Source organism: Pseudorhodoferax sp. Leaf265 (assembly GCF_001422365.1).
GTDB lineage: Bacteria > Pseudomonadota > Gammaproteobacteria > Burkholderiales > Burkholderiaceae_C > Pseudorhodoferax.
On record NZ_LMMT01000040.1, the window covers coordinates 380,334 to 405,270 of the forward strand.

At 71.1% G+C, this 24,937-nt stretch carries 24 protein-coding genes and 1 riboswitch; of the genes, 13 read left to right on the forward strand and 11 right to left on the reverse strand.

Annotation, left to right across the window (positions count from 1 at the left end):
• Nucleotides 1-162: 162 nt before the first annotated feature.
• The 6 genes from cobW to ASF45_RS33190 all read right to left on the reverse strand — a co-directional run bounded on the left by cobW (nucleotide 163) and on the right by ASF45_RS33190 (nucleotide 7,923).
• Nucleotides 163-1,206, reverse strand: coding sequence for a cobalamin biosynthesis protein CobW (gene cobW, locus ASF45_RS33165; RefSeq protein WP_056673858.1), 1,044 nt, complete (start codon nucleotides 1,204-1,206; stop codon nucleotides 163-165).
• Between the two features lie 25 nt (nucleotides 1,207-1,231).
• Nucleotides 1,232-2,236 carry an LLM class flavin-dependent oxidoreductase gene (locus ASF45_RS33170; RefSeq protein WP_056673860.1) on the reverse strand — a complete coding sequence of 335 codons (1,005 nt, stop codon included), beginning with the start codon at nucleotides 2,234-2,236 and terminating at the stop codon, nucleotides 1,232-1,234.
• Nucleotides 2,226-2,999 carry an ABC transporter ATP-binding protein gene (locus ASF45_RS33175; protein WP_056673862.1) on the reverse strand — a complete coding sequence of 258 codons (774 nt, stop codon included), beginning with the start codon at nucleotides 2,997-2,999 and terminating at the stop codon, nucleotides 2,226-2,228. Before ASF45_RS33175 ends, ASF45_RS33170 begins: the two co-directional genes overlap by 11 nt.
• Nucleotides 2,996-4,003: an iron ABC transporter permease gene (locus ASF45_RS33180; protein ID WP_056673864.1), complete on the reverse strand. Its 1,008-nt coding sequence runs from the start codon at nucleotides 4,001-4,003 to the stop codon at nucleotides 2,996-2,998. Before ASF45_RS33180 ends, ASF45_RS33175 begins: the two co-directional genes overlap by 4 nt.
• Nucleotides 3,985-4,887: an ABC transporter substrate-binding protein gene (locus ASF45_RS33185; RefSeq protein ID WP_056673867.1), complete on the reverse strand. Its 903-nt coding sequence runs from the start codon at nucleotides 4,885-4,887 to the stop codon at nucleotides 3,985-3,987. Before ASF45_RS33185 ends, ASF45_RS33180 begins: the two co-directional genes overlap by 19 nt.
• A gap of 828 nt (nucleotides 4,888-5,715) precedes the next feature.
• Nucleotides 5,716-7,923, reverse strand: coding sequence for a TonB-dependent receptor (locus ASF45_RS33190; protein ID WP_056673870.1), 2,208 nt, complete (start codon nucleotides 7,921-7,923; stop codon nucleotides 5,716-5,718).
• Nucleotides 7,924-8,049: 126 nt separating this feature from the next.
• Nucleotides 8,050-8,276: riboswitch (cobalamin riboswitch) on the reverse strand.
• 168 nt (nucleotides 8,277-8,444) lie between these two features.
• Between ASF45_RS33190 and ASF45_RS33195 the strand changes: the two genes are divergently transcribed.
• Genes ASF45_RS33195 through ASF45_RS33205 form a run of 3 tightly spaced genes read left to right on the forward strand, consistent with a single transcriptional unit; the run spans nucleotide 8,445 to nucleotide 10,914 of the window.
• Nucleotides 8,445-9,455 (forward strand): ABC transporter substrate-binding protein, encoded by a 1,011-nt coding sequence (locus ASF45_RS33195; RefSeq protein ID WP_056673873.1) that lies wholly within the window; start codon nucleotides 8,445-8,447, stop codon nucleotides 9,453-9,455.
• 2 nt (nucleotides 9,456-9,457) lie between these two features.
• Complete coding sequence (locus ASF45_RS33200; RefSeq protein ID WP_056673876.1) at nucleotides 9,458-9,934, forward strand: nucleoside deaminase; 477 nt, start codon at nucleotides 9,458-9,460, stop codon at nucleotides 9,932-9,934.
• A complete protein-coding gene (locus ASF45_RS33205; protein ID WP_235581099.1) occupies nucleotides 9,934-10,914 on the forward strand; it encodes an isopenicillin N synthase family oxygenase in 981 nt (326 codons plus the stop codon). The genes ASF45_RS33200 and ASF45_RS33205 overlap by 1 nt, the downstream gene beginning before the upstream one ends.
• Here the strand turns inward: ASF45_RS33205 and ASF45_RS33210 are convergent.
• Nucleotides 10,901-11,848: an MBL fold metallo-hydrolase gene (locus ASF45_RS33210; protein ID WP_056673883.1), complete on the reverse strand. Its 948-nt coding sequence runs from the start codon at nucleotides 11,846-11,848 to the stop codon at nucleotides 10,901-10,903. The two genes, ASF45_RS33205 and ASF45_RS33210, sit on opposite strands and share 14 nt — an antisense overlap.
• Nucleotides 11,849-11,911: 63 nt before the next feature.
• On the opposite strand from ASF45_RS33210, the gene ASF45_RS33215 reads away from it, so the two are divergent.
• Genes ASF45_RS33215 through ASF45_RS33240 form a run of 6 tightly spaced genes read left to right on the forward strand, consistent with a single transcriptional unit; the run spans nucleotide 11,912 to nucleotide 18,339 of the window.
• The gene (locus ASF45_RS33215; protein WP_056673888.1) at nucleotides 11,912-12,328 is read left to right on the forward strand and encodes a VOC family protein; all 417 of its coding nucleotides are present in this window, start codon (nucleotides 11,912-11,914) and stop codon (nucleotides 12,326-12,328) included.
• Between the two features lie 53 nt (nucleotides 12,329-12,381).
• Nucleotides 12,382-13,416 (forward strand): SPFH domain-containing protein, encoded by a 1,035-nt coding sequence (locus ASF45_RS33220; protein ID WP_056673891.1) that lies wholly within the window; start codon nucleotides 12,382-12,384, stop codon nucleotides 13,414-13,416.
• A 56-nt stretch (nucleotides 13,417-13,472) separates the two neighbouring features.
• Nucleotides 13,473-14,990, forward strand: coding sequence for a DUF4178 domain-containing protein (locus ASF45_RS33225; protein WP_056673894.1), 1,518 nt, complete (start codon nucleotides 13,473-13,475; stop codon nucleotides 14,988-14,990).
• A 25-nt stretch (nucleotides 14,991-15,015) separates the two neighbouring features.
• Nucleotides 15,016-15,237, forward strand: coding sequence for a DUF350 domain-containing protein (locus ASF45_RS33230; RefSeq protein WP_056673896.1), 222 nt, complete (start codon nucleotides 15,016-15,018; stop codon nucleotides 15,235-15,237).
• A 4-nt stretch (nucleotides 15,238-15,241) separates the two neighbouring features.
• Complete coding sequence (locus ASF45_RS33235; protein ID WP_056673898.1) at nucleotides 15,242-16,765, forward strand: polyamine aminopropyltransferase; 1,524 nt, start codon at nucleotides 15,242-15,244, stop codon at nucleotides 16,763-16,765.
• Nucleotides 16,762-18,339 carry an FAD-dependent oxidoreductase gene (locus ASF45_RS33240; RefSeq protein ID WP_235581100.1) on the forward strand — a complete coding sequence of 526 codons (1,578 nt, stop codon included), beginning with the start codon at nucleotides 16,762-16,764 and terminating at the stop codon, nucleotides 18,337-18,339. The genes ASF45_RS33235 and ASF45_RS33240 overlap by 4 nt, the downstream gene beginning before the upstream one ends.
• On the opposite strand, the gene ASF45_RS33245 is transcribed toward ASF45_RS33240, so the two are convergent.
• Nucleotides 18,302-18,706, reverse strand: coding sequence for an S-adenosylmethionine decarboxylase family protein (locus tag ASF45_RS33245; protein ID WP_056673901.1), 405 nt, complete (start codon nucleotides 18,704-18,706; stop codon nucleotides 18,302-18,304). The genes ASF45_RS33240 and ASF45_RS33245 overlap by 38 nt on opposite strands.
• A gap of 16 nt (nucleotides 18,707-18,722) precedes the next feature.
• Nucleotides 18,723-19,163, reverse strand: coding sequence for an FKBP-type peptidyl-prolyl cis-trans isomerase (locus tag ASF45_RS33250; RefSeq protein WP_082551410.1), 441 nt, complete (start codon nucleotides 19,161-19,163; stop codon nucleotides 18,723-18,725).
• A gap of 165 nt (nucleotides 19,164-19,328) precedes the next feature.
• Here ASF45_RS33250 and ASF45_RS33255 point away from each other — a divergent pair, with 165 nt between their 5' ends.
• The 4 genes from ASF45_RS33255 to ASF45_RS34900 all read left to right on the forward strand — a co-directional run bounded on the left by ASF45_RS33255 (nucleotide 19,329) and on the right by ASF45_RS34900 (nucleotide 23,118).
• Complete coding sequence (locus ASF45_RS33255; protein ID WP_156473276.1) at nucleotides 19,329-20,483, forward strand: patatin-like phospholipase family protein; 1,155 nt, start codon at nucleotides 19,329-19,331, stop codon at nucleotides 20,481-20,483.
• Nucleotides 20,484-20,520: 37 nt separating this feature from the next.
• Nucleotides 20,521-21,300: a 3-hydroxybutyrate dehydrogenase gene (locus ASF45_RS33260; protein WP_056673907.1), complete on the forward strand. Its 780-nt coding sequence runs from the start codon at nucleotides 20,521-20,523 to the stop codon at nucleotides 21,298-21,300.
• A gap of 7 nt (nucleotides 21,301-21,307) precedes the next feature.
• Nucleotides 21,308-22,297 carry a ketopantoate reductase family protein gene (locus ASF45_RS33265; RefSeq protein WP_056673910.1) on the forward strand — a complete coding sequence of 330 codons (990 nt, stop codon included), beginning with the start codon at nucleotides 21,308-21,310 and terminating at the stop codon, nucleotides 22,295-22,297.
• Nucleotides 22,298-22,710: 413 nt separating this feature from the next.
• Nucleotides 22,711-23,118, forward strand: coding sequence for an OmpA family protein (locus ASF45_RS34900; RefSeq protein WP_082551411.1), 408 nt, complete (start codon nucleotides 22,711-22,713; stop codon nucleotides 23,116-23,118).
• Nucleotides 23,119-23,135: 17 nt separating this feature from the next.
• On the opposite strand, the gene ASF45_RS33270 is transcribed toward ASF45_RS34900, so the two are convergent.
• On the reverse strand, nucleotides 23,136-23,450 hold the full coding sequence (locus ASF45_RS33270; protein WP_056673913.1) for a putative quinol monooxygenase: 315 nt from the start codon (nucleotides 23,448-23,450) through the stop codon (nucleotides 23,136-23,138).
• A 67-nt stretch (nucleotides 23,451-23,517) separates the two neighbouring features.
• On the reverse strand, nucleotides 23,518-24,936 hold the full coding sequence (locus ASF45_RS33275) for an efflux transporter outer membrane subunit (RefSeq protein ID WP_056673916.1): 1,419 nt from the start codon (nucleotides 24,934-24,936) through the stop codon (nucleotides 23,518-23,520).
• Nucleotide 24,937: the final 1 nt, after the last annotated feature.

Sequence of the window (24,937 nt, forward strand, 5' to 3'; positions counted from 1 at the left end):
AGCGCAATGGGTCAGATGTTGAAGCGCAAGGTGCCCTTGCGCAGCCCATGGCGCTGCGCTCCTCGGCAGGGGCACAGGGGGAAGTCCCACACGGGCCATCGCTGCGCTCGGCCGCGAACGGCCGGCGCTGCGCGCGGCGAGTGCTGGGGGTGTGTTGCTTCATCAGGCCTCTACGCCCACCAGGCCCGTTCGCAGCGCTGCCTCGTCCAGGTCCTGGCCGATGAACACCAGGCGCGTGCCGCGGCGCTCGCCTTCGCGCCAGGCGCGGTCGAAATGGTGGTCGAACCTCCTGCCCACGCCCTGCAGCAGCCAGCGCATCGGCTTGCCCGGAATCTCGGCGAAGCCCTTCACGCGCAGGATGGTCTGCTGCTCCACGAGCCGCGCCAGCGCCGCCAGCAGGCGCTCGCGGTCCACGGCCGGCAGCTCGATCACATGGGCGTCGAACTCGTCGTGGTCGTGGTCCTCCTCGTGGTCGTGGTGGCTCTCGCGCGCATCGATGGTGGTCTCTGACGCCTTCGCCAGGCCCAGCAGCACGTCCAGCGGCAGCTTGCCCTGGCTGGACTGCAGGATCTTCACGGAGGGCGGCAATTCCTCGCGCACCAGGGCCGTCACGCGTTCGACCGCCGCGGCATCGACGAGGTCGGTCTTGTTGAGCACCACGAGGTCGGCGGCCGCCAGCTGGTCCTCGAACAGCTCGTGCAGCGGCGACTCGTGGTCCAGGTTGGGGTCCGCGCGGCGCTTCGCGTCCACGGCCACGGGGTTGGCCGCGAACTGGCCCGCGTCGGCGGCCGGCGTGTCGACCACGGTGACCACGGCGTCCACCGTGAACACGTTGGCGATCTCCGGCCACTGGAAGGCCTGCACCAGCGGCTTGGGCAGTGCCAGGCCGCTGGTCTCGATCAGCACCGCGTCGATGCGGTCGCGGCGCTCGGCCAGCGCCTGCATGACGGGGAAGAACTCCTCCTGCACGGTGCAGCACATGCAGCCGTTGGCCAGTTCGTAGAGCGCGCCCTGCTGCTCCTGGCCGTCCTCGTCGCAGCCGATGCCGCAGCCCTTGAGGATCTCGCCGTCGATGCCGAGTTCGCCGAACTCGTTGACGATCACGGCGATGCGCCGGCCCTGGGCGTTGTCCAGGATGTGGCGCAGCAGCGTGGTCTTGCCGCTGCCCAGGAAGCCCGTGACGATGGTGGCGGGGATCTTTTGCATGGGTGGATTCTCCAGAAGGTGGATGTCAGAGGGCGCGCAGTGCGGGCAGCACCTCGCGTGCGAACAAGGCCATGGCGTCCAGGGCCTGGGCGTTGTCCCACAGGCCGTTGGCATTGAAGACACAGCGCAGGTGGCGGATGCCTGTGCGCTCGCGCAGCGCCGCGATCTGCGCATGGCAGGCTTGCGGCGTGCCGTGGATGAACTGCTCGCGCAGCACGCGTTCGGCATCGATGGGCGGCACCTGGTCGGGCGGCACGCCGCGTTTGCCGGCGAAGTAAATACGGCGCTGGTACAACTGCGGCCACAGCGCGGCGAGCTGCTGAGCGACGGCGGCCTCATCCGCACCGATGCAGACGTAGCGGGCCAGCGAGGAGCGCTGCTGCAAGGCCGCGCTGTCGCGGCCCTGCGCGGCGGCCGCGGCCTGCAGCTGCGCCAGCTGCGCGGCCTCGGGCGGCTCCAGGCTCAGCAGCAGCGGCAGGTCCTGCGCGAGCGCGAAGCCCAGCGTCTCGGGCGTGGAGCCCGCCACGTACAGCGGCGGATGGGGACGCTGCACCGACGCTGGCATGGCGCCACGCGCCGCAATGGTCCAGGCGCCCTGCTCGGCCGGCAGCGCCGCGCCGCACAAGGCCCGTCGCAGCAGCCGGCAGGATTGCTCGAAACGCGCACGCGTTTCCTCGGGCGCGATCTGCAGCGCCTGCAGTGCGGCCGGTTCGGTGCCGCGGCCGACACCCACGTCGAGCCGGCCGGCGCTCTGGAAGTCCAGCTGCGCGATCTCCTCGGCCAGCATCAGCGGGTGGTGCACGGGCAGCACGAGCACCGAGGTGCCCACGCGCAGCCGCTCGGTGCGCGCGAACAGCGCGGCGGCCAGCAGCAGCGTCGAGGGGTAAGGCCAGGGCTGCGCCGGTACGCGGAATTCGTTGAACCAGACGCCGTCGAAGCCGAGCTGCTCGGCGCGCTCGAACAGCGCGATGAAGCCGCGGTGGTCGCCGCAGGTGGCCTCGCGCGTCCAGCCGGCCAAGTCAATCCGCATGGGGAGCCTCCTGCAGGCGGTGTGCGCGCAGCAGGTGGTGCGGCGGCACCGCCACGCGCTCGAAGCGCACGCCGAACACGGCATCGAGAGAAGGCGATTGCAGCAGCGCGGCACCGCCGTCCAGCGCCACGCGCCCCTGGTCCAGCACGACGACGCGCCCGAAGTGCTGGAACGCGAGGTCCAGGTCGTGCATGGCGACCACGACCAGGCGCTCGCGTCCGCGCGCGGCCAGCGCCTCCACGAGCGCGAGCCGGTGCCGCACGTCCAGGGCAGCGCCGGGTTCGTCGGCCAGCAGCACGGGCGGGTCGGTCGCCAGCACCGTGGCCAGCAAGGCACGCGCCTGCTCGCCGCCGGAGAGCGTGGACCAGAGCCGCGCGGCGAAAGCCGACAGGCCGGCCTGCGCCAGCACGGTGCCGGCGTCCTGCACCGACTGCTGGCCTTCGAGCCGCATGGCAACGAGCTCGTCCACGCGCAGGTCCCAGTGCGGCGCGAAGTGCTGGGGCATGTAGCCCATGGCCCGGGCACGCTGCGCCACGGGCATGGCCGCCAGGTCGGCGCCGTCCAGCAGCACGCGGCCCGCATCGGGCGCCAGCAGGCCGGCCAGCAGCGACAGCAGCGTGGACTTGCCCGCGCCGTTGGGGCCGACCAGGGCCACGGCGCCGCGCGCGGGCAGCGCGAGGCTCACGCCATCGACCACGGCGCGGCCGCGCCGGCGCAGCGTGAGCACTTGCGCCTGCAGACGCGGTGGAGGTGAGCCCGTCATGCCGACCGCAGCCTCCGCGCCAGCAGCACGATGAAAAAGGGCCCGCCGGCCACGGCCGTGATGAGGCCCAGCGGCACCTCGGCCGGCGGCAGCGCGGCGCGCGCGATGGCGTCGGCCACGGTCACGACGATGGCGCCGACCAGGGCCGAGGCCGGCAACAGCCTTCTGTGCAGCGGCCCGACCATCCAGCGCGCGATGTGCGGCGCCGCCAGGCCCACGAAGGCCACGAGGCCGCCGTAGGCCACGGCCGCCGCCACGACGAGCGAACCCACGAGCACGGCGCGCGGCACGAAGCGCGCCACGTCCAGCCCGAAGCCCTGGGCGGCCTGGTTGCCGAGGCCCAGCAGGTCCAGCCCGCGCGCGATACCGCGCGTGGCCGCGAGACAGGCCACGGTGATCAGCGCAAGCAGGCCCAGGCCGGTCCAGCTCGGTGTCTGGATGCCGCCCAGCACCCAGCTCATGACGACCTGCAGGCTCACGCTCTCGTCGGACAGCGCCAGCATCAGGAAGGAACGCACGGCGCCCAGCACCGCCGCCAGCGCCACGCCGGCCAGCAGCAGGCCCGCGGCATCCAGCGCACCGGCCACCCGCGCCACACCCAGCACCAGCATGGTCGCGCCCCAGGCGCCGAAGAAGGCCAGCGACGACAGCGTGAGCGCCTGCGGCATCCCCAAGGGCACGAGCAGCGCGATGGTGGCGCCCAGCGCCGCGCCGCCCGAGGCACCGAGCAGGTAGGGCTCGGCCAGCGGGTTGCGGAACACGCCCTGGAACACCGTGCCCGACAGGCCCAGCAGCGCGCCGACCAGGGCCGAGGCCAGCACGCGCGGCAGCCGCCATTCCAGCAGCAGCCGGCTGCGCAGCGCCTCGTCGCCGAGCACGGCGCGCCAGACGTCGGCCGGGCTCGCCCACTGGTGGCCGGCACAGGCGCCCAGCAGCAGGCAGCCGGCCAGCAGGGCCCAGGCGGCGCCCCAGGCACGCCAGGGGATCACGCGGGATGCAGCCATTGGGCCAGCTTCTCCACGCCGTCGACCGTGCGCGGGCCGGGGATCAGGAATTCGGAGCGCGAGACGGTGACGGCGCGCCCTCCCCGCACGGCACGCATGTCGCGCCAGCCGGGCTGGGACACGAGGTCGCGCAGCGCGTCCTGCGTGCCCGCGAACAGCAGCACGTCGGGGTCGGCCGCCAGCACGGCCTCGGGCGAGACCTGGGGCACGGCGCCGGCCCCGGCCAGCGCGAAGCGGCCGCCGGCGCGCAGCATGGCCTCGCCCGTGTAGGTATCGGCCCGCGCCACGAGCAGCATGCCGTTGCCCAGGCGCCCCGTCAGCATGAGCATGGACGGCAGCGCACGGCCGGCCACGCGCGCATCGACGGTCTTCAGCCGGGCCTCCAGCCGGCCGGCCAGCGCCTCGCCACGTTCGGGCACGCCGCCGGCCTGCGCGATGAGGCGCACATTGCCCAGCACCTCGTCCAGCGAGCGGCTCAGCAGCACGAGGATGGGCACGCCGATGCGCTCCATGGGCGCGACCAGCTGGTGTGCGGCCTGGCGCGCGGGCGTGACGACCACGAGGTCGGGCCGCTGCGCCACCACCGCGTCGGCCGAGAAGCCGAGCCGCCCGCCCACCTTGGCGATGCGCTGCACCTCGGGCGGAAAGCGCGTGAAGTCCTCCACGCCCACGATGCGGTCCAGCATGCCGAGCGACACCACGAGCTCGGTGTTGGACGAGAAGATGGTCACGATGCGCTGCGGCGGCGCGGGCAGCACCACGCGGCGGCCCAGTGCGTCGTGCAGCACCGTGGGCGCGGCCTGCGCGGGCAGGCCGGCCAGCGCGAGGCCGGCTGCTGCGCCATGGCGCAGCAAGGTTCGGCGCGCGATCAAGGGCTGGACCATCTCAGTCACCCATGGCGCTGCGCGCCCAACGACGGGGCCGAGCGCAGCGATGGCCCGGATGTGCCCCCGCGCCCGGGGCCCCTGTGCCCACGCCGAGGAGCGCAGTGGCCTGGGCGGCGCGGGGAACCTCGCGCTTCAACATCTGACCCATTGCACTTGTTCGAGCCTCGTTCCCGCAGTGAACGGTGCGAGTTGTGCAATGCGCCCGGGCCACGAGCACCGCAGGTTGCCCGGAGCGCCAGCGCAGGGACGTGGGGACCGGGGTCGCCCTTTCTTTGGTTACTTTCTTTCGGCGAAACGAAAGAAAGTGACTGCACTGCCGGGGGCATATCCCGGCCTCTGGTGCTNGACGTGGGGACCGGGGTCGCCCTTTCTTTGGTTACTTTCTTTCGGCGAAACGAAAGAAAGTGACTGCACTGCCGGGGGCATATCCCGGCCTCTGGTGCTTGTGCGACCACTACGTCTGATCGAGATGAGGAGGCGGGGTTTTCGCCCCCGCACGACGACTGACTTTTCTTGCTTCGCCAAGAAAAGTAAGCAAAAGAAGGCGACCCCGGTGCCCCTGTCCCTGCGCTGGCGCTCCGGGCAACCTGCGGTGCTCGCGCCATGGGCTGCATTGCGCAACTCGCTTCGTTCACTGCGTTCACTGCGCTCGGACAAGCGCAATGAGTCAGTTCACAAAGCGCGAGGTTCCCCGCGCAGCCCATGGCACTGCGCTCCTCGGCAGGGGCACAGGGGAAGTTGCCATTCGGGCCATCGCTGCGCTCGGCCTGGGATTCGGGCCTTCGCTGCGCTCGGCCGCCGTCGGGCATCCGGGTTCGCTCCATGTCAGAAGTCGACGTGCAGGCCGACCAGCAGCTCGCGCCCTGGCATCGAGGTGCCGCAGCCACCGTTCTGGAAGGCCGCGTTCGCCGTGCAGGGCGAGCGGTCCAGCGCGATGAAGATCGGGTGGCGGTTCAGGTCGAACAGGTTGTTCACGCCCGCATAGAGCTTGACGCCCGGCGACACGCGGACGTCCGCGCGCAGGTTCCAGACCGTGAACGCGCCCTTGCGGTGGATGTACGTGCTGCTGGGCTCGCCCTGCGGCACCAGCAGGTTCTCCTCGGTGTCGTACCACATCGGTCCGCGCAGCAGCGCCGCGACCTGCACAGTCCAGGCGCCCGCGTCGCGCGGTCCGCCCTGGCCGTAGCGCACGCCGGCCGAGCCCTCGAAGCGGTACATGCGCTGCACCTTGTCGGTGTTGAGCGTGGCGGCCGCGCCCTTGTCGCGCATGTCGAAGTGGTAGTAGCCGCTGGCGAAGGCGTCGAGCACCTGGCCGCGCAGCTGCAGCGCGCGCGCCAGGTCCAGGTTGCCATTGAACTCGATGCCGCGCGCCACGATGTCGGCCGCGTTGTTGGCGTAATCCGAGGTGTTGGTCGAAGGCCCGCGCGAGACCGTGACGATGCGGTCGGAGATGGTGTTCTGGAACAGTGCCGTGTCCAGCCGCCAACCCGGCGCCTGCAGCGTGGCGCCCACCTCGACCTGCCGGCTGGTCTCGGGCTGGAGGTTGGCGTTGCCGAAGATGCGGCCGCCGCCCACGGCCGTGAAGTCCGAGGCCAGCTCCGTGGCGGTGGGCGCGCGGAAGCCCGTGGACGCACCGGCGCGCAGGTTCAGCAGCGCGCTGGCCTTCCAGGTCGCGCCCGTGGACCAGGTGTGGGTGTCGTACTTGCGCGTGGTGCTCACGGCCAGCGGCAGGTTGGGCGTGGCGTCGAAGCGCGTCTGGCCCCAGGTCTTGCGCAAGCCGGCGCGCAGCGTGAGCCGGTCGTCGAGCAGGGTCTGCGCGTCCTCGAAGTACAGCGCGTGCACCTCTTCGGTCTGGTTGTTGTCATAGGGCGCGACCTGGCCACTCGGGCCGCCGGGCATGGCCACACGCTCGCGGTTGGAGCGCAGGCGGCTCTTCTCCCAGTCCAGGCCCAGCAGCAGGTCGTTGCCCTGGCCGAGCTTGAAGCGCGGCTGCAGGCGCAGGCCGCTCACGTCTAGCGTGCGCTTGTTGTAGTCGCGCGAGGTGCCGGGCACCGCGGCCGTGCCCGAGCGGACCACGGGCGAGGCCCAGTTGAATTCGTCCACGTCGCTGAGGTCGTAGGCCTGGGCCATCCAGCGCACGCGCTGGTCGGCCGTGGCGCCTTCGTAGGTGAGGTCCAGCGAGCGGTTGTCGCGGTTGTCGCGGCTGTGGATGTTGGCGCCGGATCCGCGGAAGCCCGCGTTGTAGATGCCGTCGGTGCGCAGCTGCAGCTGCACGCGGTGGTGGTCGGCCAACTGCCAGCCCAGCGCGCCGCTGGCGCCGCGGCGTTCCCAGCCGGTGTTGGCCATGGTGGTGCCGCCCTTGCCGGAGTCGTAGTCGTCGCGCTCGCCGCCACTGAAGCCGAGGTACCAGTCGAACTTGTCGCTGGCGCCGGCCGTCTGCGCGTGGGCGCGCCACAGGCCCCAGGAGCCGGCCGTGAGGTCCACGCTGGAGCCCGGCTGGGTCGCGCCGGTCTTCATGAGGATGTTGACCACGCCGCCCATGTTCTGGCTGCCGTAGACCACCGAGCCCGGGCCGCGCACGATCTCGATGCGCTCCACGTCGGACGGGCTCAGCTTGGACAGGTTGGCCGTGCCGGCGCGCCGGCCGTTCACGAGCACCAGCACCTGGCTGCGGAAGTCGCGGCCCTGGCCATCGGTGGCGGCGCCGCGGATGTTCATCGAGGTCTGCGCGGCGGTCCACTCGCTCAGGAAGCCCACCGCGTTCTCGGCCAGCAGGTCGGTGACCGAGCGCGCGCTCGAGCGTTCGATGGTTTCGCGATCGATGGTCTGCGTGGTGGCCGCGATGCGGCTGCGGTCCTCGGGCCGGGCCGTGGCCGTGACGAAGACTTCGTTCAGGGCCCCGGCCGCGGGTGGCTGGGTCTGGCCCTGTGCGGTGCCGCACAGGGCCAGTGCGGCGGCCAGGAAGGAGGAACGGGGAAGGACTCCGAGGAGCGCGGCCGCGCGTGGGCGGCCGGGTGGCTGAAGGTCGTGCATGCGTCGTTGCGTTCAGGCCCCGCTCTCCCGCAAGGCCGATTTGCTGAACACACCGCAGCCGCACAAGCACGACCCGGGCCGCGCCGCCAGGGCGCGCACCCGCGTCGGAGCAGCGCACGCCCGCGGTGTCCGAGTCGACTGCAAGGCCGGTATCCGGGCTCGCGGAGTGGTGCCTCGAAAGGCACCCGGCCCCTCGCCTTCCCACGCCTTGGGGGCGCAGTGGCTGCCGGCGCGAGCGCCGGCATGAGGGGTCGTGATCCGCTGACCGTTGCGGGGGCAGCGCAGGCATCTCACCTGCTTCCCGTTTGACCACCGGCCTTGCGGCCGGCGGCACCTTGCAACCGGGGCGTGGCGCCCTCCTGTGGAGGGGCGCCACGGCCCGCGCGGATTATCGTCCAGCCGCGTGCACCACCCGGCCGCCATAACAGGCCTGTTATGCCGGGCATGGCCTGGGCGTGGCTGTTGCCATGGGGCTGCGGTTCCTAGACTGCCTGCGACAGCCATTCCCCTGGAGCCCACCGATGCAACGCCGCCAACTGCTCACCCTGGCCACCGCCGCCGCCCTGCCCGCCTTCAGCTTCGCGCAGGGCGGCAAGCCCCTGCCGCTCAAGTTCACGCTGGACTTCCGCATCTCGGGCCAGGTCGCGCCCTTCTTCGTCGCGCTGGCCTCGGGCTACTACGCGCAGGAGGGCTTGGCGCCCAGCTTCGACGTGGGCAGCGGCTCGGTGGCGGCGATCACGCGCGTGGCCAGCGGCGCCTACGACATGGGCTTCGGCGACCTCAGCGCGCTGATGGAATTCCAGGCCACGCAGGGGCCGCTGGTGCAGGCGATCTACCAGTACTACAACCGCGCGCCCTTCGTGATCATCGCGCGCAAGGACCGCGGCGTGACCGACTTCAAGAGCCTGGCCGGCAAGCGCATCGCGGCGGCCGCCGTGGAGTCCACGCGCCGGGCCTGGCCGATCGCGGCCCGGCATGCGGGCCTGAAGGCCGATGCCATCGAATGGGTGACGACCGACTTCTCGCAGCGCGACAACGTGATCGTGCGTGGCGACGTGGACGGCGCGACCTACTTCCACGACTCGGCCCTGTCGCTGTTCCAGCGCGTGGACCCGGCGCAGCTGGCCGTGCTCTCCTACGCAGACATCGGCGCCAGCCTCTACGGCAACGCCATCCTGAGTTCCAGCAAGCTCATCCGCGAGAAGCCCGAGGTCGTGCGCGCCTTCCTGCGCGCCACCAACCGCGGCATCCAGGACACGCTGGCCGACCCGCTGGGCGCCATGGCTGCCGTCAAGCAGCGCGAGCCGATGATCGACGAGAAGCTCGAAGCCCAGCGCTTCGCGCTCACGGCCCGGTACATGGTGACGGCCGACACCCGCGCCCATGGTCTGGGGAGTGTGCAACCCGAACTGCTGGCGCGCCAGATCGAGGAGATCACGCAGACCTTCGGCCTCAAGACGGCGCCGGCGGCGGCCAGCGTGTTCAACGCTGGCTTCCTGCCGGCGGCCGGCGAGCGCGCCATCAAGGCCTGAGCATGGACGAACTCACGGAGACCGATGGCCGCTACCTGCGCCAGGCCATCGCGCTGTCGGCCCTCGGCAGCGCGCGCGGCAACCGGCCGTTCGGCGCAGTGGTCGTCTCCGCCGACGGCCAGCTGCTGGCCGAGGCCCACAACGACAACGCCGCCACGGGCGACTGCACGGCCCATGCCGAGGTCAACGCGCTGCGGCAGCTGCGGCGCGAGGCCATGGTCGGCGCGACCATCTACGCCTCGGGCGAGCCCTGCGTGATGTGCGCGGGTGCCATCTTCTGGAGCGGCATCCGCCGCGTGGTGTTCGGCATCGACGCGGTGCGCCTGCGGCGCTTCCGCGCCAAGGACGCCGCCGCGGCCGACCTGCAGATGTCCTGCCGCGATGTGTTCGCCCACAGCGCGGAGCCTTTCACCGTGATCGGCCCTGCGCTTCTCGCCGAAGCCACGGCGCCGCACCAAGCCTACTGGGGAATGGAATGATGAGTTACGAATTGCATGAACTGACCAAGGAATCCCGCATGGGCGCGGTCGGCACCGAGGCCGCGCGCGAGGTGCGCGTGATCGACCTGGCCGACTTCGAGCGCCGCCACGCCGAGATCGCCGACCAGCTGTGGGACGCCGCCGTCGATGTGGGCTTCTTCCAACTCGCCAACCACGGCATCGCGCTCGAGAAGGTGCGCGAGGCCTTCGCGATGACCGAGCGCTTCTTCGCGCTGCCGGACGCCGTCAAGGCGCGCCACCCGCTCAAGAAGGGCCTCAACGCGGGTTGGGAGAGCCGCGCCCAGGTGCGCCCGTCCACGGGCACGCCCGACCAGAAGGAGAGCTACCAGATCACGCGCCCGCACATGGAGGGCTTGTGGCCCGGCGAAGCGGCACTGCCCGGCTTTGAGCAGACCATGCTCGCCTTCGAGGCCCAGGCCTGGAGCGTGGCCATGCGCGTGCTGTCCTGCTTCGCCGTGAAGCTGGGCTTCGCGCGCGAGTTCTTCACGGCGGCGCACGACCCCAGCCAGCCGGACTACCAGAGCACGCTGCGCATGCTGCACTACTTCGCGGTCGATCCCGCGCTGCGCGAGCAAATGGGCCTGTGGCGCGCCGGTGCGCACACCGACTTCGACTGCCTCACGCTGCTGTTCCAGCGCAGCGGCCAGGGCGGCCTGCAGCTGCTGCCGGGCAAGGACATGGATTCGCAGGCCTGGACCTCGATCACGCCGGCCGACGAGTTGATCACCTGCAACATCGGCGACATGCTGATGCGCTGGAGCGACGACCAGCTGCCCAGCAACTTCCACCGCGTGAAGAACCCCGCGGCCCACGAGTACCAGGGCGCGCGCTACAGCCTGGCCTTCTTTGCCCAGGCCAACCGCGGCGTCATGATCGACAGCCCTTCGGGCAAGTACCCGAGCATCACGGCCGGGGACTTCCTGCAGCAGCGCATCGCGGCCAACTTCAAGAAGTACTGAGCCGCCAGACGCCCTCTCCGTCCACCTGCACCTGGCCTGCGGCCAGCAGCTCCTCCAGGTGCTGGGCGATGGTGCGCGCCTCGGCGGCATCGACCCACCAGCTCTGGTGGCCCGGCGGGTACAGCAGCCGGCATGCGACGAGCTGGGCCAGTGTCTTGGGCGACTCCGCCAGCAGCGCGCACAGCCGCGCGCTGCGTTCGTCGATCTTGGCCGCGAAGGCGGCCAGGTCGCGCAGGAAGCGTTCGCGCTCGGTGTAGACGCCGCGGTGGTGGGAGGTCACCCAGACCTTGGCCGGCAACTCCGGCAACCGCCGCAGCGTGGCGCGGAAGTCGCGCAGGCTGGAGCCCGCATCGGCGTAATAGGGGCCGAAGCCGCTCAGGTCGATGTCGCCGATGAAGGCCACGCCCTCGGGCTCGACCAGCAGCACCGTGTGGCCGGCCGTGTGGCCCGGCATGTGGAAGGCGCGGATGCGCGAACCGCCCAGCTCCCAGCAGGCGCCGTCGGCATAGGCCTGGGCGTCCGGCCGCGGCGCGTAGTAGAAGTCGCGCCGGTAGCGGGCCAGCACCTCGTCGCCGAGTGCCGCGTCGGCCACGCCCATGGCCGCGAGCAGGCCGGGCCAGCTCTGCGCGGCCGGCAGGTCGGCATGGTGCACGTGCACGGGGGCATGGGGCAGGCGGTGCAACCCGGCCATGTGATCCTCGTGCACATGGCCCATGACCACGAGCTCGCTTGCGTCGAAGGCCGCGCCGATGAAGTTGGAGACGATGGGCGTGTCCATGGCGGCACGCGTGTCGGTGCCGCGCACCAGCACCTGGTTGCCATCGGGGTACTTGCCGCTGCGCGCGCCGAAGAAGACCGAGACGCGGCCGAACTCGACGTGCTGTACGCCGGCATGGGGCGCAGGATCGCGCGCAGCGGTCTGGGGGGCGTTCATGGGCACGGCACCATACCAGAGCGGTGCCGGTGGACTGTCGCGCGCGGCGCACAATCGCGCCCCATGCAAAGCATCTTCCATTTCGCCTTCAACGTCCGTGACCTGGAGGCGGCACGCCGCTTCTACGGCGGCGTGCTCGGCTGCCGCGAAGGCCGCAGCACCGCCACCTGGGTCGACTTCGACTTCTTCGGCCACCAGATCTCGCTGCACCTGGGCGAGCCCTTCGCCACGGCACGCACCGGGCACGTGGGCGACAAGCTCGTGCCCATGCCGCACTTCGGGCTGATCCTGCAACTGGACGATTGGCAGGCCATGGCCAAGCGCCTGACCGACGCCGGCACCGACTTCGTGCTGGAGCCACAAGGCCGCTTCGAAGGGCAGCCCGGTGAGCAATGGACCATGTTCTTCCTGGACCCCTTCGGCAACCCGATCGAGGTCAAGGGCTTCCGCTCGCTCGCAACCGTGTACGACGCACAGTAGCGCCGCCGCGCGGGGCTATCATCCCGCGACACAGGAACACGAGGAGGGGCACCATGGCCTTGATGGACTTCATCCGCAAGCAATTCATCGACGTCATCCAGTGGACGGAGGACGGCGACGGCACGCTGGCGTGGCGCTTTCCCATGCAGGACATGGAGATCCAGTACGGCGCCTCGCTGACCGTGCGCGAATCGCAGATGGCGGTGTTCGTCAACGAGGGCAAGGTGGCCGACGTGTTCGGCCCGGGCCTGTACAAGCTCACCACGCAGAACATCCCGCTGCTGACCAACCTCAAGAACTGGGACAAGCTGTTCGAGTCGCCGTTCAAGAGCGACGTCTACTTCTTCAGCACGCGCCAGCAGGTCGACCAGAAATGGGGCACGCCGCAGCCGGTGACGATCCGCGACAAGGACTTCGGCGCCGTGCGGCTGCGCGCCTTCGGCAACTACAGCTTCCGCATCGCCGACCCGAGGCTGTTCCACACCGAGATCTCGGGCACGCGCGCGGCCTACGGCACGGCCGACCTCGATGGCCAGCTGCGCGGCCTGGTGCTGCAGCACCTGTCGGACGGCATCGCGCAGAGCGGCATCCCGTTCCTCGATCTGGCGGCCAACCAGATCGAGTTTGCCAAGGCCCTGTCGGCCGAGCTGGCGCCGGCCTTTGCCGCCATCGGCCTGAAGCTCGACGGCATGACCGTGCAAAGCGTCTCGCTGCCCGAGGAACTGCAGAAGATCCTGGACCAGAAGATCGGCATGGGCATGGTCGGCAACGACATGGGCAGGTTCATGCAGTACCAGACCGCCCAGGCCATTCCGAAGTTCGCCGAGGGCGCGGGTGGCGGCAGCGGCGTGGCCGGCGACGCCATGGGCCTGGGGGCCGGCGTGGCGCTGGGCCAGGTGCTGGCGCAGAACCTGCAGCAGGGCCTGCAGCAACCGGCCCCGGCCGCGCCAGCGGCCGCCGCTGCGGTGCTCAAGCCGGAGGACGTGCTGGCCACGCTGGAGCGGCTGGGCGAACTCAAGGCCAAGGGCATCCTGACGGACGAAGAGTTCGCCAGCAAGAAGGCCGAGCTGCTCAAGAAGCTGGTCTGATCCTGAACTGCGCGGCGGCGTCGGCCTGAGGGGCCGGGCCCGCCGTGCGCCTGCCGATGGCCAACGACACTCCACAGCGCAGCTACACCGCGCCCTGCCCCGGCTGCGGCGCGCCGGTCACGTTCCTGCATGCGCAGTCCACGCACGCCATCTGCGCCTACTGCCAGAGCACCGTGGTGCGCGACGGCGAGGTGCTGCGCCGGCTGGGCAAGATGGCCGAGCTGTTCGACGACCACAGCCCGCTGCAGCTGCAGGCGAGCGGCATCTGGGATGGCCAGTCCTTCACGCTGATCGGCCGGCTGCAGTACCGCTCGGGCAACGGCACCTGGACCGAATGGGAGGCGCTGCTGGCCGACGGCAGACTGGCCACGCTGGGCGAGGACAACGGCAGCTACGTGTTCAGCCGGCCCGGTGCGCCGCAGCAGGCCCTGCCCGCGGCCGGCACGCTGCGCGTGGGCCAGCGCGTGGAGCTCTCGGGCACCGCCTACAGCGTCGCCAGCCGCGACCAGACCGCGCTGATCGCCGCCGCGGGCGAGCTGCCGCACCTGCCGCCCCTGGGACAGGCCTTCGAGATGGTGGAGCTGCGCAGCGCCGAGGGCGAGGTGCTCAGCATCGACTACGGGCGCCAGCCGCCGCTGGTGACACGCGGCCGCGCGGTGTCGCTCGAAGACCTGCAGCTGCGCGGCCTGCGCGAGGCCATCGCGAAGGAGGAGCGCGCGCGCCAGTTCGCCTGCCCGCAGTGCGGCGCGCCCGTGCAGGCGACCTTGGCCAGCAGCAAGACCATCACCTGCCCGCAATGCCATGCCGTGATCGACCTGTCGGCCGGCATCGGTGGCGAACTGCGCCACGCGCTGCAGGACGAGCCGCATCGGCCGCTGATCGCGCTGGGCAGCATCGGCCGGCTGCAGGGCGTGGATTGGCAGGTGGTGGGCTTCCAGCACCGGCTGGGCCGCGACCCCGACGACCCCGACGAGAGCTTCGGCTGGAGCGAGTACCTGCTCTACCACGCCAAGCGCGGCTTCTCCTTCCTCGTCGATGCGCAGGACGGCTGGAGCATGGTGGCGCCGACGACGGGCGCGCCGCAGCTCTCCGGCGATGGCCGCAGCGCAAGCTACCTGGGCAGCCGCTACGACCTGCGCGAGCGTTACACGGCCGAGACCGACTACGTGGCCGGCGAGTTCTACTGGCCCGTGCGGCGCGGCGACAAGACCAGCAACCGCGACTTCGCCAAGGGACGCACGCTGCTGTCCATGGAGCAGACCGCGGGCGAGATCACCTGGTCCAGCGGCGGGCAGCTGGACAGCGCCACCGTGGCCCAAGCCTTCAAGCTCGAAGGCCGCAAGGACCTGTTCAAGCGCAGCGACGCGGCACCGCTCAGCGCGGCCTCGGGCCTGAGCCGCACCACCATCGTGCTGGTCGTGCTGCTGGTGCTGGTCATCCTGCTGGTCGCGCGCTGCGATGGCTGCGATCCGCAACGTGAGAACTGCAGCAGCAGTGGCAGCGGCAGCAGCTACTCCAGCCGCTCCAGCGGTGCCTCGTACGGCGGCTACACCAGCGGCGGCGGCCACAAATGAAGACTCTTTCTGACGGAGGTTCCCCATGGGACTGGAATGGTTGAAACCCGGCGCCTTCTTCGGCTCCATCCTGTACGCGCTCATCGGCGTGGTGGTGTTCTGGCTGGCTTTCGTCGTGATCGACAAGATCACGCCCTACGACCTGTGGCAGGAACTGGTCGAGAAGCAGAACGTGGCGCTGGGCATCGTGGTCGGTGCCATGTGCCTGGGCATCTCCATCATCGTGGCCGCCGCGGTGCACGGCTGAGCGCGTGACGAGCGCCGCTTCGCGGCCGGTGGCGGTCGCGCTGCTGGCCAGCGTCTTCGTCGTGGCCGCCTGCGGGCTGGTCTACGAGCTGGCCGCGGGCGCCCTGGCCTCCTATGTGCTGGGCGACTCCATCCTGCAGTTCTCCACCATCATCGGCAGCTATCTGTTCGCGATGGGCGTGGGCTCCTGGCTGTCGCGCTACTTCGAGCGCCAGCTGCCGGCGCACTTCCTGCGCATCGAGCTGCTGGTGGCGCTGGTGGGCGGCGCGCTGCCGGCCATGCTGTTCATCGCCAACGCCTGGACGCCCGACGCGTTCCGGCTGCTGCTGTACGGCCTGGTGCTGCTGGTCGGCACGCTGGTGGGGCTGGAGATCCCGCTGGTGATGCGCATCCTGAAGCGCGACGTGGCGCTCAAGGACCTGGTCTCGCAGGTGCTGACCTTCGACTACCTGGGCGCGCTGGCCGTGTCCGTGGCCTTCCCGCTGCTGCTGGTGCCACACCTGGGGCTGGTGCGCACGGGCCTGCTGTTCGGCTTCATGAACGCAGCCGTGGCGCTGTGGGCGCTGTGGCTGTTCCGCCATGAGTTGCGCCAGTTCGGCGCGCATGCGCTGGCCTGCGGGCTCACGCTGGCCGTGCTGGCCGCGGGCTTCGTCGGCGCCGACCACATCACCACGCTGGCCGAGGACCGCTTCTACCAGGACCGCGCGGTGTTCAGCGAGCAGACCCCGTACCAGCGCATCGTCGTCACGCACGGGCGCGCCGGCCACCGGCTGTACCTGAACGGTAACCTGCAATTCGCCGAGCACGACGAGTACCGTTACCACGAGGCCCTGGTGCACCCGGCCATGGCCGCCCATGGCGCACCACGCAAGGTGGCGGTGTTGGGCGGCGGCGATGGGATGGCCGTGCGCGAGATCCTCAAGTACCCCACGGTCGAACAGGTCACGCTGGTCGAGCTGGACCCGGCCATGACCCGGCTGTTCCGCGACCACGCAGCGCTGGCCGCGTTGAACGGCCAGGCGCTGCGCTCGCCCAAGGTGCAGGTGGTCAACACCGACGCCTTCCGCTGGCTGGAAGAGACGCGCGAGATCTACGACGTGGTCGTGGTGGACTTTCCCGACCCGACCAATTTTTCCATCGGCAAGCTCTACACCAACTCGTTCTACGCGCTGCTGGACCGGCACCTGGCGGCCAGCGGCTATGCGGTGGTGCAGTCGACTTCGCCGCTGCTGGCGCGCCAGAGCTTCTGGACCGTGGTGCAGACCATCGAGTCGGTCGGCCTCAGGACCGCGCCCTACCACGCCCATGTGCCGAGCTTCGGCGAGTGGGGCTTCGTGCTGGCCGGACGCCGGCCCTGGCGCGCGCCGCCGCAGTTGCCCGAAGGCCTGCGCTTTCTCGACCTGGCCGGCGTGGCGGCGCTGTTCGACTTTCCGCGCGACATGGCGCGCGTGCCGGCCGAGGTGAACCGGCTGTCCAACCAGGTGCTCGTGAACCTCTACGAGGACGAATGGGGCAAGGCCAAGCCATGATCTCGCGGCGCGCCTGGCTGGCCGGCGCCATGCTGCCGCTGCTGGCGGCCCAGGGTTGCGACGCGCCGGCCACGCCGCTGGCCGGTGGTTTCGTGGGCACCCACCCCGAACGCGGCCACCTGCTGCGCGCGGCCATGCCCCAGGCACCGGTCCGCACGCAGCGCACGCGCGTCATCATCGCCGGCGGCGGCGTGGCCGGCCTGGCCGCGGCGCGCGCACTGCGCCAGCGCGGCATCGAGGACTTCGTGCTGCTGGAACTGGAAGACCAGGCCGGCGGCAACAGCCGCGCAACGCAGTTGGGCGGCCTGCCCTGCCCGCTCGGTGCGCATTACATCCCACTGCCCACAGATGCCGCACACGAGGTGCAGGACCTGCTCGAAGAGTTCGGCCTGCGCCAGCGCGTGGCAGGCCGCTGGGAGTACGACGAGCGCCACCTGTGCCACAGCCCGCAGGAGCGGCTGTACCGCAACGGCCACTGGCAGGACGGCCTGCTGCCCGTGCAGGACATCGGCGTCGACACGCTGGCGCAATACCGGCGCTTTGCCGCGCGCGTGGCCGCGCTGATGCGCAGCGCCCCGTTCGCCCTGCCCGCGCAGCGGGCGGCCTTCGCCCCCGAGCATGCGGCGCTGGACGCGCAGACCATGGCGCAATGGCTGGGCCGCGAGGGCCTGGACGACGCCCAGCTGCACTGGTACCTGGACTACTGCTGCCGCGATGACTTCGGCGCGGGCCTGGCGAGCGTATCGGCCTGGGCCGGCATCCACTACTTCGCCAGCCGGCATGGCTTCCATGCGCCTGGCGATGCCGATGCCGAACGCGAGGCCGTGTTGACCTGGCCCGAGGGCAATGGCTGGCTCACGCAGCGGCTGGCGCAGCCGCTGGGCGAGCGGCTGCGCTGCGCACGCGCGGTGAGCCGCATCGCCACCCAACGGCAGGGGGTGACCGTGCAGGCGCTGGACCTGGCCAGCGGCCAGCTGGAGCAATGGGAAGCCACGCACTGCATCGTCGCGCTGCCGGTGTTCGTGGCCGCGCGCGTGCTGGCCGCGCCGCCAGGCTTCGTGCGCGAGGCTGCGGCCGCGCTGCGCTACGCCCCCTGGCTGGTGGCCAACGTGCACCTGCGCGCCGCACTGGCCGACCATGGCGGCGCGGCGCCGAGCTGGGACAACGTGGTCTACGGCAGCCACGCACTGGGCTATGTCGACGCCGGCCACCAGGGCCTGGCGCAGCGCCGCCCGGACAGCCAGCGCGTGCTGAGCTGGTACCACGCGCTGGGGCTGGCACCCGAGGCGCGCAGCGCGCTGCTGGAACAGCCCTGGCAGCACTGGGCCGGGCTGATGTTCGACGAACTCGGCGAGGCCCACCCGGACCTGCGCGCCAAGGCCACGCGCATCGCGGTCGCGCGCTACGGCCATGCCATGGCCACGCCGGTGCCGGGGCTGGTGCAGCGGCTGCGCGCCAACCCGGCAATGCCGCAAGCCGGCCCGCTGCTGTTCGCGCACGCAGACTGGTCGGGTTACTCGGTGTTCGAGGAAGCCTTCACGCGCGGCCACCTGGCAGGGCTGGCGGCGGGCTGAGGCCGCGCTCCAGTGCCTGGCGCAGCACCTGTTCGGGCGCGAAGCGCGCCACCAGCGCATCGAGCAGCGCCTGGGCCTGGCTGCGGTGGTCGGCGCCGAAGTTGCAGACGTAGACGTCCAGCGTCACGGCCGCCTGCTCGGGCCAGGTGTGCACGCACAGGTGCGATTCGGCCAGCAGCACCGTGGCCGTCACACCACCCGGGCCCTGGTCCGTGTCGGGAAAGCGGTGGACCAGTTGCCCCACGGGCTGCAGGCCGGCATCGCGCACGGCCTGCACGCACCAGGCGCCCAGCGCCTGCGCGTCGATGAGCCAACGCGGCGTGCAGCGGCAGCCGTGCAGGTCGGCGGTCAGGTGCAGGCCGCGCATGCTGCCGTCGCCGGCATCATTTGCCGTTGATGCCGAGCAGTTCGACCTCGAACTGCAGCGTGGCGTTCGGCGGAATCACGCCGCCGGCGCCGCGGCTGCCGTAGGCGATGGCGGCCGGGCAGGTCAGCCTGGCCTTGCCGCCGACCTTCATCTTCTGCACGCCTTCGGTCCAGCACGGGATCACGCCATTGAGCGGAAATTCGATGGGCGCGTTGCGCTTGTAGGAGCTGTCGAACTCCTTGCCGTCCAGGAAGGTGCCGCGGTAGTGCACCTTGACCTTGTCGCTGGCACCGGGGCTGGCGCCATTGCCTTCCTGCAGCGCACGGTAGACCAGGCCGGAGGCGGTGGTCTGCGCGCCGGGCTCCTTGGCGGCGGCATCGAGTGTGGTGGCAGTCTGGGCCAAGGCGGCGCCCGCGAACAGCGCGGCGAAGACAATGGCAGGGGTGCGGATGGTCATGCGGTTTCCTCGGAGGCCAGGGGCAAAGCCGGCCATTATGGCGAGCCAGCCAGGCCGTCCCGTTCACCCGCCGGGCCATGGCGCCGGCCTATACTGCATCGCAGCAATCGGACCCCAAGTTCCGCCCTCCCAGAAAGCTCCCCTTTGGCTACACCCCCCTCCCCCGTGCGCGCCAGCGCAGCGTCAGCGGAACAGTGCATTCTGGTGCTGCAAGGCGGCGGCGCCCTCGGCGCCTACCAGGCCGGCGTGTACGAGGCCCTGGCCGAACGCGGAGTCGCACCCGACTGGGTGGCCGGTGTGTCCATCGGTGCGATCAACGCTGCGCTGATCGCCGGCAACCCGCCCGAGCGCCGCGTCGACCAGCTGCGCGCGTTCTGGGCCCAGGTCTCCTCAGGCCTGCCCATGCCGGCGCTGCCGGCCCGCTATGGCGACGAAGCGCGCAGCCTGTTCAACACCACCAGCGCCGCGCTCGTGGCCAGCTTCGGCGTGCCGGGCTTCTTCATGCCACGCATCCCGCCGGCGCCACTGCAGCCCGCCGGCACCGTGCCGGCGCTGAGCTGGTACGACACCTCGCCGCTCAGGAGCACGCTGGAGCGCCTGGTCGATTTCGACCGCATCAACGATGCGCACTGCCGTGGCAAGGTGCGGCTGTCGGTCGGCGCCGTGGAGTTGCAGAGCGGCAACTCGGTCTACTTCGACTCGGCCGACCCGACCTGCACCCACCCCATCGGGCCCGAGCATGTGATGGCCAGCGGCGCGCTGCCGCCGGGCTTCGCGCCCGTGGAGGTCGACGGCAAGTGGTACTGGGACGGGGGCGTGGTCTCCAACACGCCGCTGCAGTACGTGATCGACCAGCCCGCGCTGCAGGACATGCTGGTGTTCCAGGTCGACCTGTTCAGCGCGCGCGGGTCGCTGCCGCGCAACCTGGACGAAGTGGCCGAGCGCGCCAAGGACATCCAGTACGCGAGCCGCACGCGCATGAACACCGACCTCGTGGCCACGCAGCAACGCCTGGCCGAGGCCGCGCAGCGCCTGGCCGACAAACTGCCTGCGGCGCTGCGCGACGACCCGGATTTCCAGTCCCTGCTCAACGCCGGCAACTGCAACGCGGTGACCGTCATGCACCTGATCCACCGCAGCAAGAGCCACGCCGGCCAGTCCAAGGACTACGAGTTCTCTCGCCAGACCGTGGCCGACCACTGGGCCGCCGGCCGCGCGGACGTGGAGGCCAGCTTCGCCAACCCGCGCTGGCACGACCGCCCGCGCAAGAAGGCCGGCATCACGGTGCTCGACCTCGCCCCGCGGCCCTCGGGCCGTTGAACCGCTCCACACCCCCGCCCCCCCGAAAGGACCCGCCATGAAGCTCAAGGACAAAGTCACGCTCGTCACCGGCGCCGCCAGCGGCATCGGCAAGGAAATCGCCTGCACCTACGCGCGCGAAGGCGCACGCGTGGCCATCGCCGACATGAACAAGGCCGCCGCCGATGCCACCGCCGCCGAACTGCGCGCGGCCGGCCACCAGGCCATGGGCGTGGCCATGGACGTGACCAGCGAGGAGCAGGTCAACGCCGGCGTGGCCGAGGTGGTGGCGGCCTGGGGCACGGTGGACGTGCTGGTCAGCAACGCCGGCATCCAGATCGTGCACCCCATCGAGGACTTCCCGTTCGCCGAGTGGAAGAAGATGCTGGCGATCCACCTGGACGGCGCCTTCCTGACCACCAAGGCCGTGATCCCGCACATGTACAAGCAAAAGAGCGGCTCCATCATCCTGATGGGCTCGGTGCACTCCAAGCTGGCCTCGGTGCTGAAGGCGCCCTACGTGACGGCCAAGCACGGCCTGCTGGGCCTGGCCCGCGTGCTGGCCAAGGAAGGCGGCCCCTACAACGTGCGCGCCAACGTGATCTGCCCGGGCTTCGTGCGCACGCCTCTCGTGGACAAGCAGATCCCCGAGCAGGCCGCCACGCTGAAGATCAGCGAGGAGGACGTGATCAAGAAAGTCATGCTCAAGGACACGGTGGACGGCGAGTTCACCACCGTGGCCGACGTGGCCGAGGTGGCGCTGCTGTTCGCCTCGTTCCCGAGCAATGCGCTGACCGGCCAGTCGCTGATCGTGAGCCACGGCTGGGCGATGGAGTGATGCGGCCATGAAGGTGGCGCTGGTCGGTGCCGGAGCCATCGGCGGCTGCATCGCCTCGCGGCTGGCGCGGCACGGCCAACCGGTCAGCCTGCTGGTGCGGCCAGGCCAGGTGGCCGCCGTGGCCGAGCGCGGGCTGCGCATGCGCGAGGGCGGCAGCGTCCACACCACCCACCATGCGGTCGCGGCCGACGGCGCGGCCTTCGGCCCGCAGGAGCTGGTGTTCCTGTGCGTCAAGGGCCACGGCCTGCAGGCGGCGGCAGCGCAGTTCGCCCCGCTGATCGGCCCGCAGACCACCGTGGTCTCGGCGATCAACGGCATTCCCTGGTGGTTCTGCGACGGCCTGCCGGGGCCGCTGCAGGGCCGCCACCTGCAGCGCGTGGACCCGGGCGGCCGCCTGGCCCGGCTGCTGCCGGCGGCACAGACCGTGGGCTGCGTCGTCTATGTGGCCGCCCATGTCGACGCCGAGGGCATCGTGACGCCGGCACCGGGCGAGCGGCTGGTGCTGGGCGATGCACTGCCCGGCGGCGCCCCGCGCGCGCCGGCGGTGGCCGCGCTGCTGGGCGCGGCCGGCTTCGCGCCGCAACAGGCCGCCTCCATCCACCGCGAAACATTGGTCAAGCTCTGGGGCAACCTGGCCGCCAATCCCATTGGCGCGCTGTGCGGCGCCACCATCGACCAGGTGCTGGCGCAACCCCTGCTGGCCAACCTGGCCACCCGCATGATGGAAGAGTTCGCGCAGCTGGCCGGCCGGCTCGGCCTGGACCTGGGCATGGATGTGGCGACCCGCCAGCACGACATGCACCGGCTGGCCGGCGTGAAAAGCTCGATGCAGCAGGACATGGAGGCCGGCCGCGCACTGGAGCTCGACGGCATCGTCGGTGCCGTGGCCGAGGTCGGCGACCTGCTGGGCGTGGACACGCCCTTCATCGATGCCGTGCTGGGCCTGCTGCAGCAGCGCGCCGCGCAGGCCGGGCTATGGACGCCGCCGCCGCGCTGACGCGGCTCAGCCTCCACCGCGCACGGCGACCCGTTGGGCGCATTTCCTTTTGCGCTAGGCCGCCTGTTCCCCTGGCGTCTTCTGCCGGCATCCATCGCTGCAGTGTGCGGGTACTGCTGCGCGTCGATCTGCAGCTCCTGCTTGCCTTCGCGGCACGAAGAGGATCACCTCGCTCGGACTGTCCTTGAGCTGCTCAAACACCGCCTCCGAACGGAATCCCGCGTCGGCCAACACCTGCCGTGCACCCTCGCCAGATTCGCCTTGACCGCTGCGAGCAGCACCGGCAGGCGGTGTCCGATGCGTTGTTGCTCAGCCCGGCCGCCACCACGATCTGCGCCGCGCCGTCTCGTCCGCTGCGGTGTGCGCGTTGTAGCCGTCGTCAAAGCCACCGCCGGCCCGCTTCATGATCGGCTTTGCGTACCGGTGGAGCTTTCCTGGGCGCTGTCCTTGGGCACGCCGAAGTCGCGGCTGTAGCGCCCGCCTTTGGGCTTGCCATTCTTGTCGCGCGGCCTGCGCTCGTCGTCCTTGCTGCGTCCGCGCGCACCATCGGCCTCGTGCTGGCGACGCTCCAGCCGCAGCTTGGCGGCCTGCGCGACAACCCCGAGCGCCGGCTGGAAATCGAAGGCCTCACCGATTCGGTGGGCTCGGACAGCTGGAACCTGGCGCTGTCACAGCAGCGTGCGGAATCGGTGCGCGCCGCGCTGGTGCAGCGCGGCGTGGAGGCGCCCGCATCGCCACCAAGGGCCTGTCCAAGGCGGCGCCGGTGGCCAGCAACGCCACGGCCGAAGGCCGTCAGCGCAACCGGCGCGTGGAAATCGTGATCGGCAACGCGGGCTGATCAGCCGCCCACCGGCTCCAGCACATGGATGGCACGGCTGGCGACCAATTCCTTGGTCTGCGCGCCATAGGCCAGCATGTGCGGTGCTTTGGCATGGGCCTTGAGTGCATCCATGCTCTCCCACTTCTCGACCACGACGAAGGTGTCGGCGCCGAAGGTGGCCCAGCCCGGTGGCAGGTTGGCGGCGTCGACGACGGCGCCGTACTCGATGCAGCCGGCTTCGGCCAGCACGGCGGCGCGGTTGGCATTGAAAGCCGCCAGCACCTCGCTGCGCTTGCCGGGATGGGTGGCGATGATGGCCAGCACCTGGATCATGGGATCGGTCTCCTGAAATAGGCGGCCCCGCTGGCCGCCGGCGGCGCCGATTCTGCTGCGCCCGGCCTCAGCCCGCTGTCGCGGACGGAGCAGTGGCCTGCCAGCCGCCGCCCAGCACCTTGTAGAGCGTGACCCGGTTCGCCTGGTCGGTCAGCTGCAGGCCGATCAGCGTCTGCTGCGCCGCGTACAGCGCGCGTTGCGCGTCCAGCACCTCCAGGTAGCTGCCGCTGCCGCCCTTGAACAGGGCCTGCGCGAGGTCGAAGCTGCGCGTGCTGGCCGCGACCAGCGCGCGTTGCGCGTCCAGCCGCTCGGCCAGCGTGCGGCGCTCGGCCAGCGCGTCGGACACTTCGCGGAAAGCCACCTGCAGCGTGCGCTCGTAGCTGCTCAGCACGATGTCGCGCTGCACCTCGGTGGCGCGCAGCTGGTTGCGGCGCGCGCCGTTGTCGAACAGCGGCAGGCTGATCGAGGGGCCGAAGCTCCAGGCCCGGCTGCCGCCCTCGAACAGGCTGGACAGGCTGGGGCTGGCGACTCCGGCCGAGCCGGTCAGCGTGATGCGCGGGTACAGCGCGGCGCGCGCCACGCCGATGTCGTGGTGCGCGGCCCGCAGCGCGTGCTCGGCTGCCAGCACGTCGGGGCGCTGCTGCAGCACGCTGGATGGCAGGTCGGCCGGCGGCGTGGGCAGCGGCGCCACCGAGACGGACTGGTCGCCCGGCAGCAGCTCGTCTGGCGGCTGCGTGCCGGCCAGCAGCGCCAGCGCATTGCGGCCCTGCTCGACCAGGCTGTCGTAGGCAGCGACCTGGCCGCGTGCGGACTCCACCGTGGTCTGGGCCTGGGCCAACGCCACACCGGACTGCGCGCCCAGCGCATGGGCCTGGCGGATCAGGTCGTAGGAGCGCTGCTGGCTCTGCAGCGTCTCGCGTGCCAGGCGCAGGCGCTGCTGGTCGGTCGCCAGTTGCAGCCAGGCCTGCGCGACGGATGCCACCAGGCTGATCTGCACGCTGCGCCGTGCGTCCTCGGTGCGGAAGAACTCCTGGAGCGCCGAATCGGACAGGTTGCGCACGCGGCCAAAGAAATCGAGCTCGTACGCCGTCAGGCCGAAGTTGGTGCTGAAGCGGTCGGCAATGCTGGCATTGCCGTTCGTGGTCAGGCCCGCGGGGGTGCGCGCACGGCTGGCGGCGCCACCCAGGTCGACGGAGGGCAGCGTGGCCGCGCTGCTCACGCCGTACAGCGCGCGGGCGCGCTCGATGCTCAGTGCGGCCGATCGCAGGTCGCGGTTGTTGTCCAGCGCAAGCGCCAGCAGGCCGCGCAGGCGCTCGTCGACGAAGAACTCCTGCCAGCCGGCCAAGGGCTGGCCGGACACGGCGGCCTGGCCGTCAGCGGGCCAGGCCTGGGGGATCGGCGCGGCAGGCTGCTGGTAGCTGGGGGCGAGGTTGGCGCAGCCGGACAGCAGGGCCAGCGCGGCCAGCGGGATCAGGGCGTGGCGCATC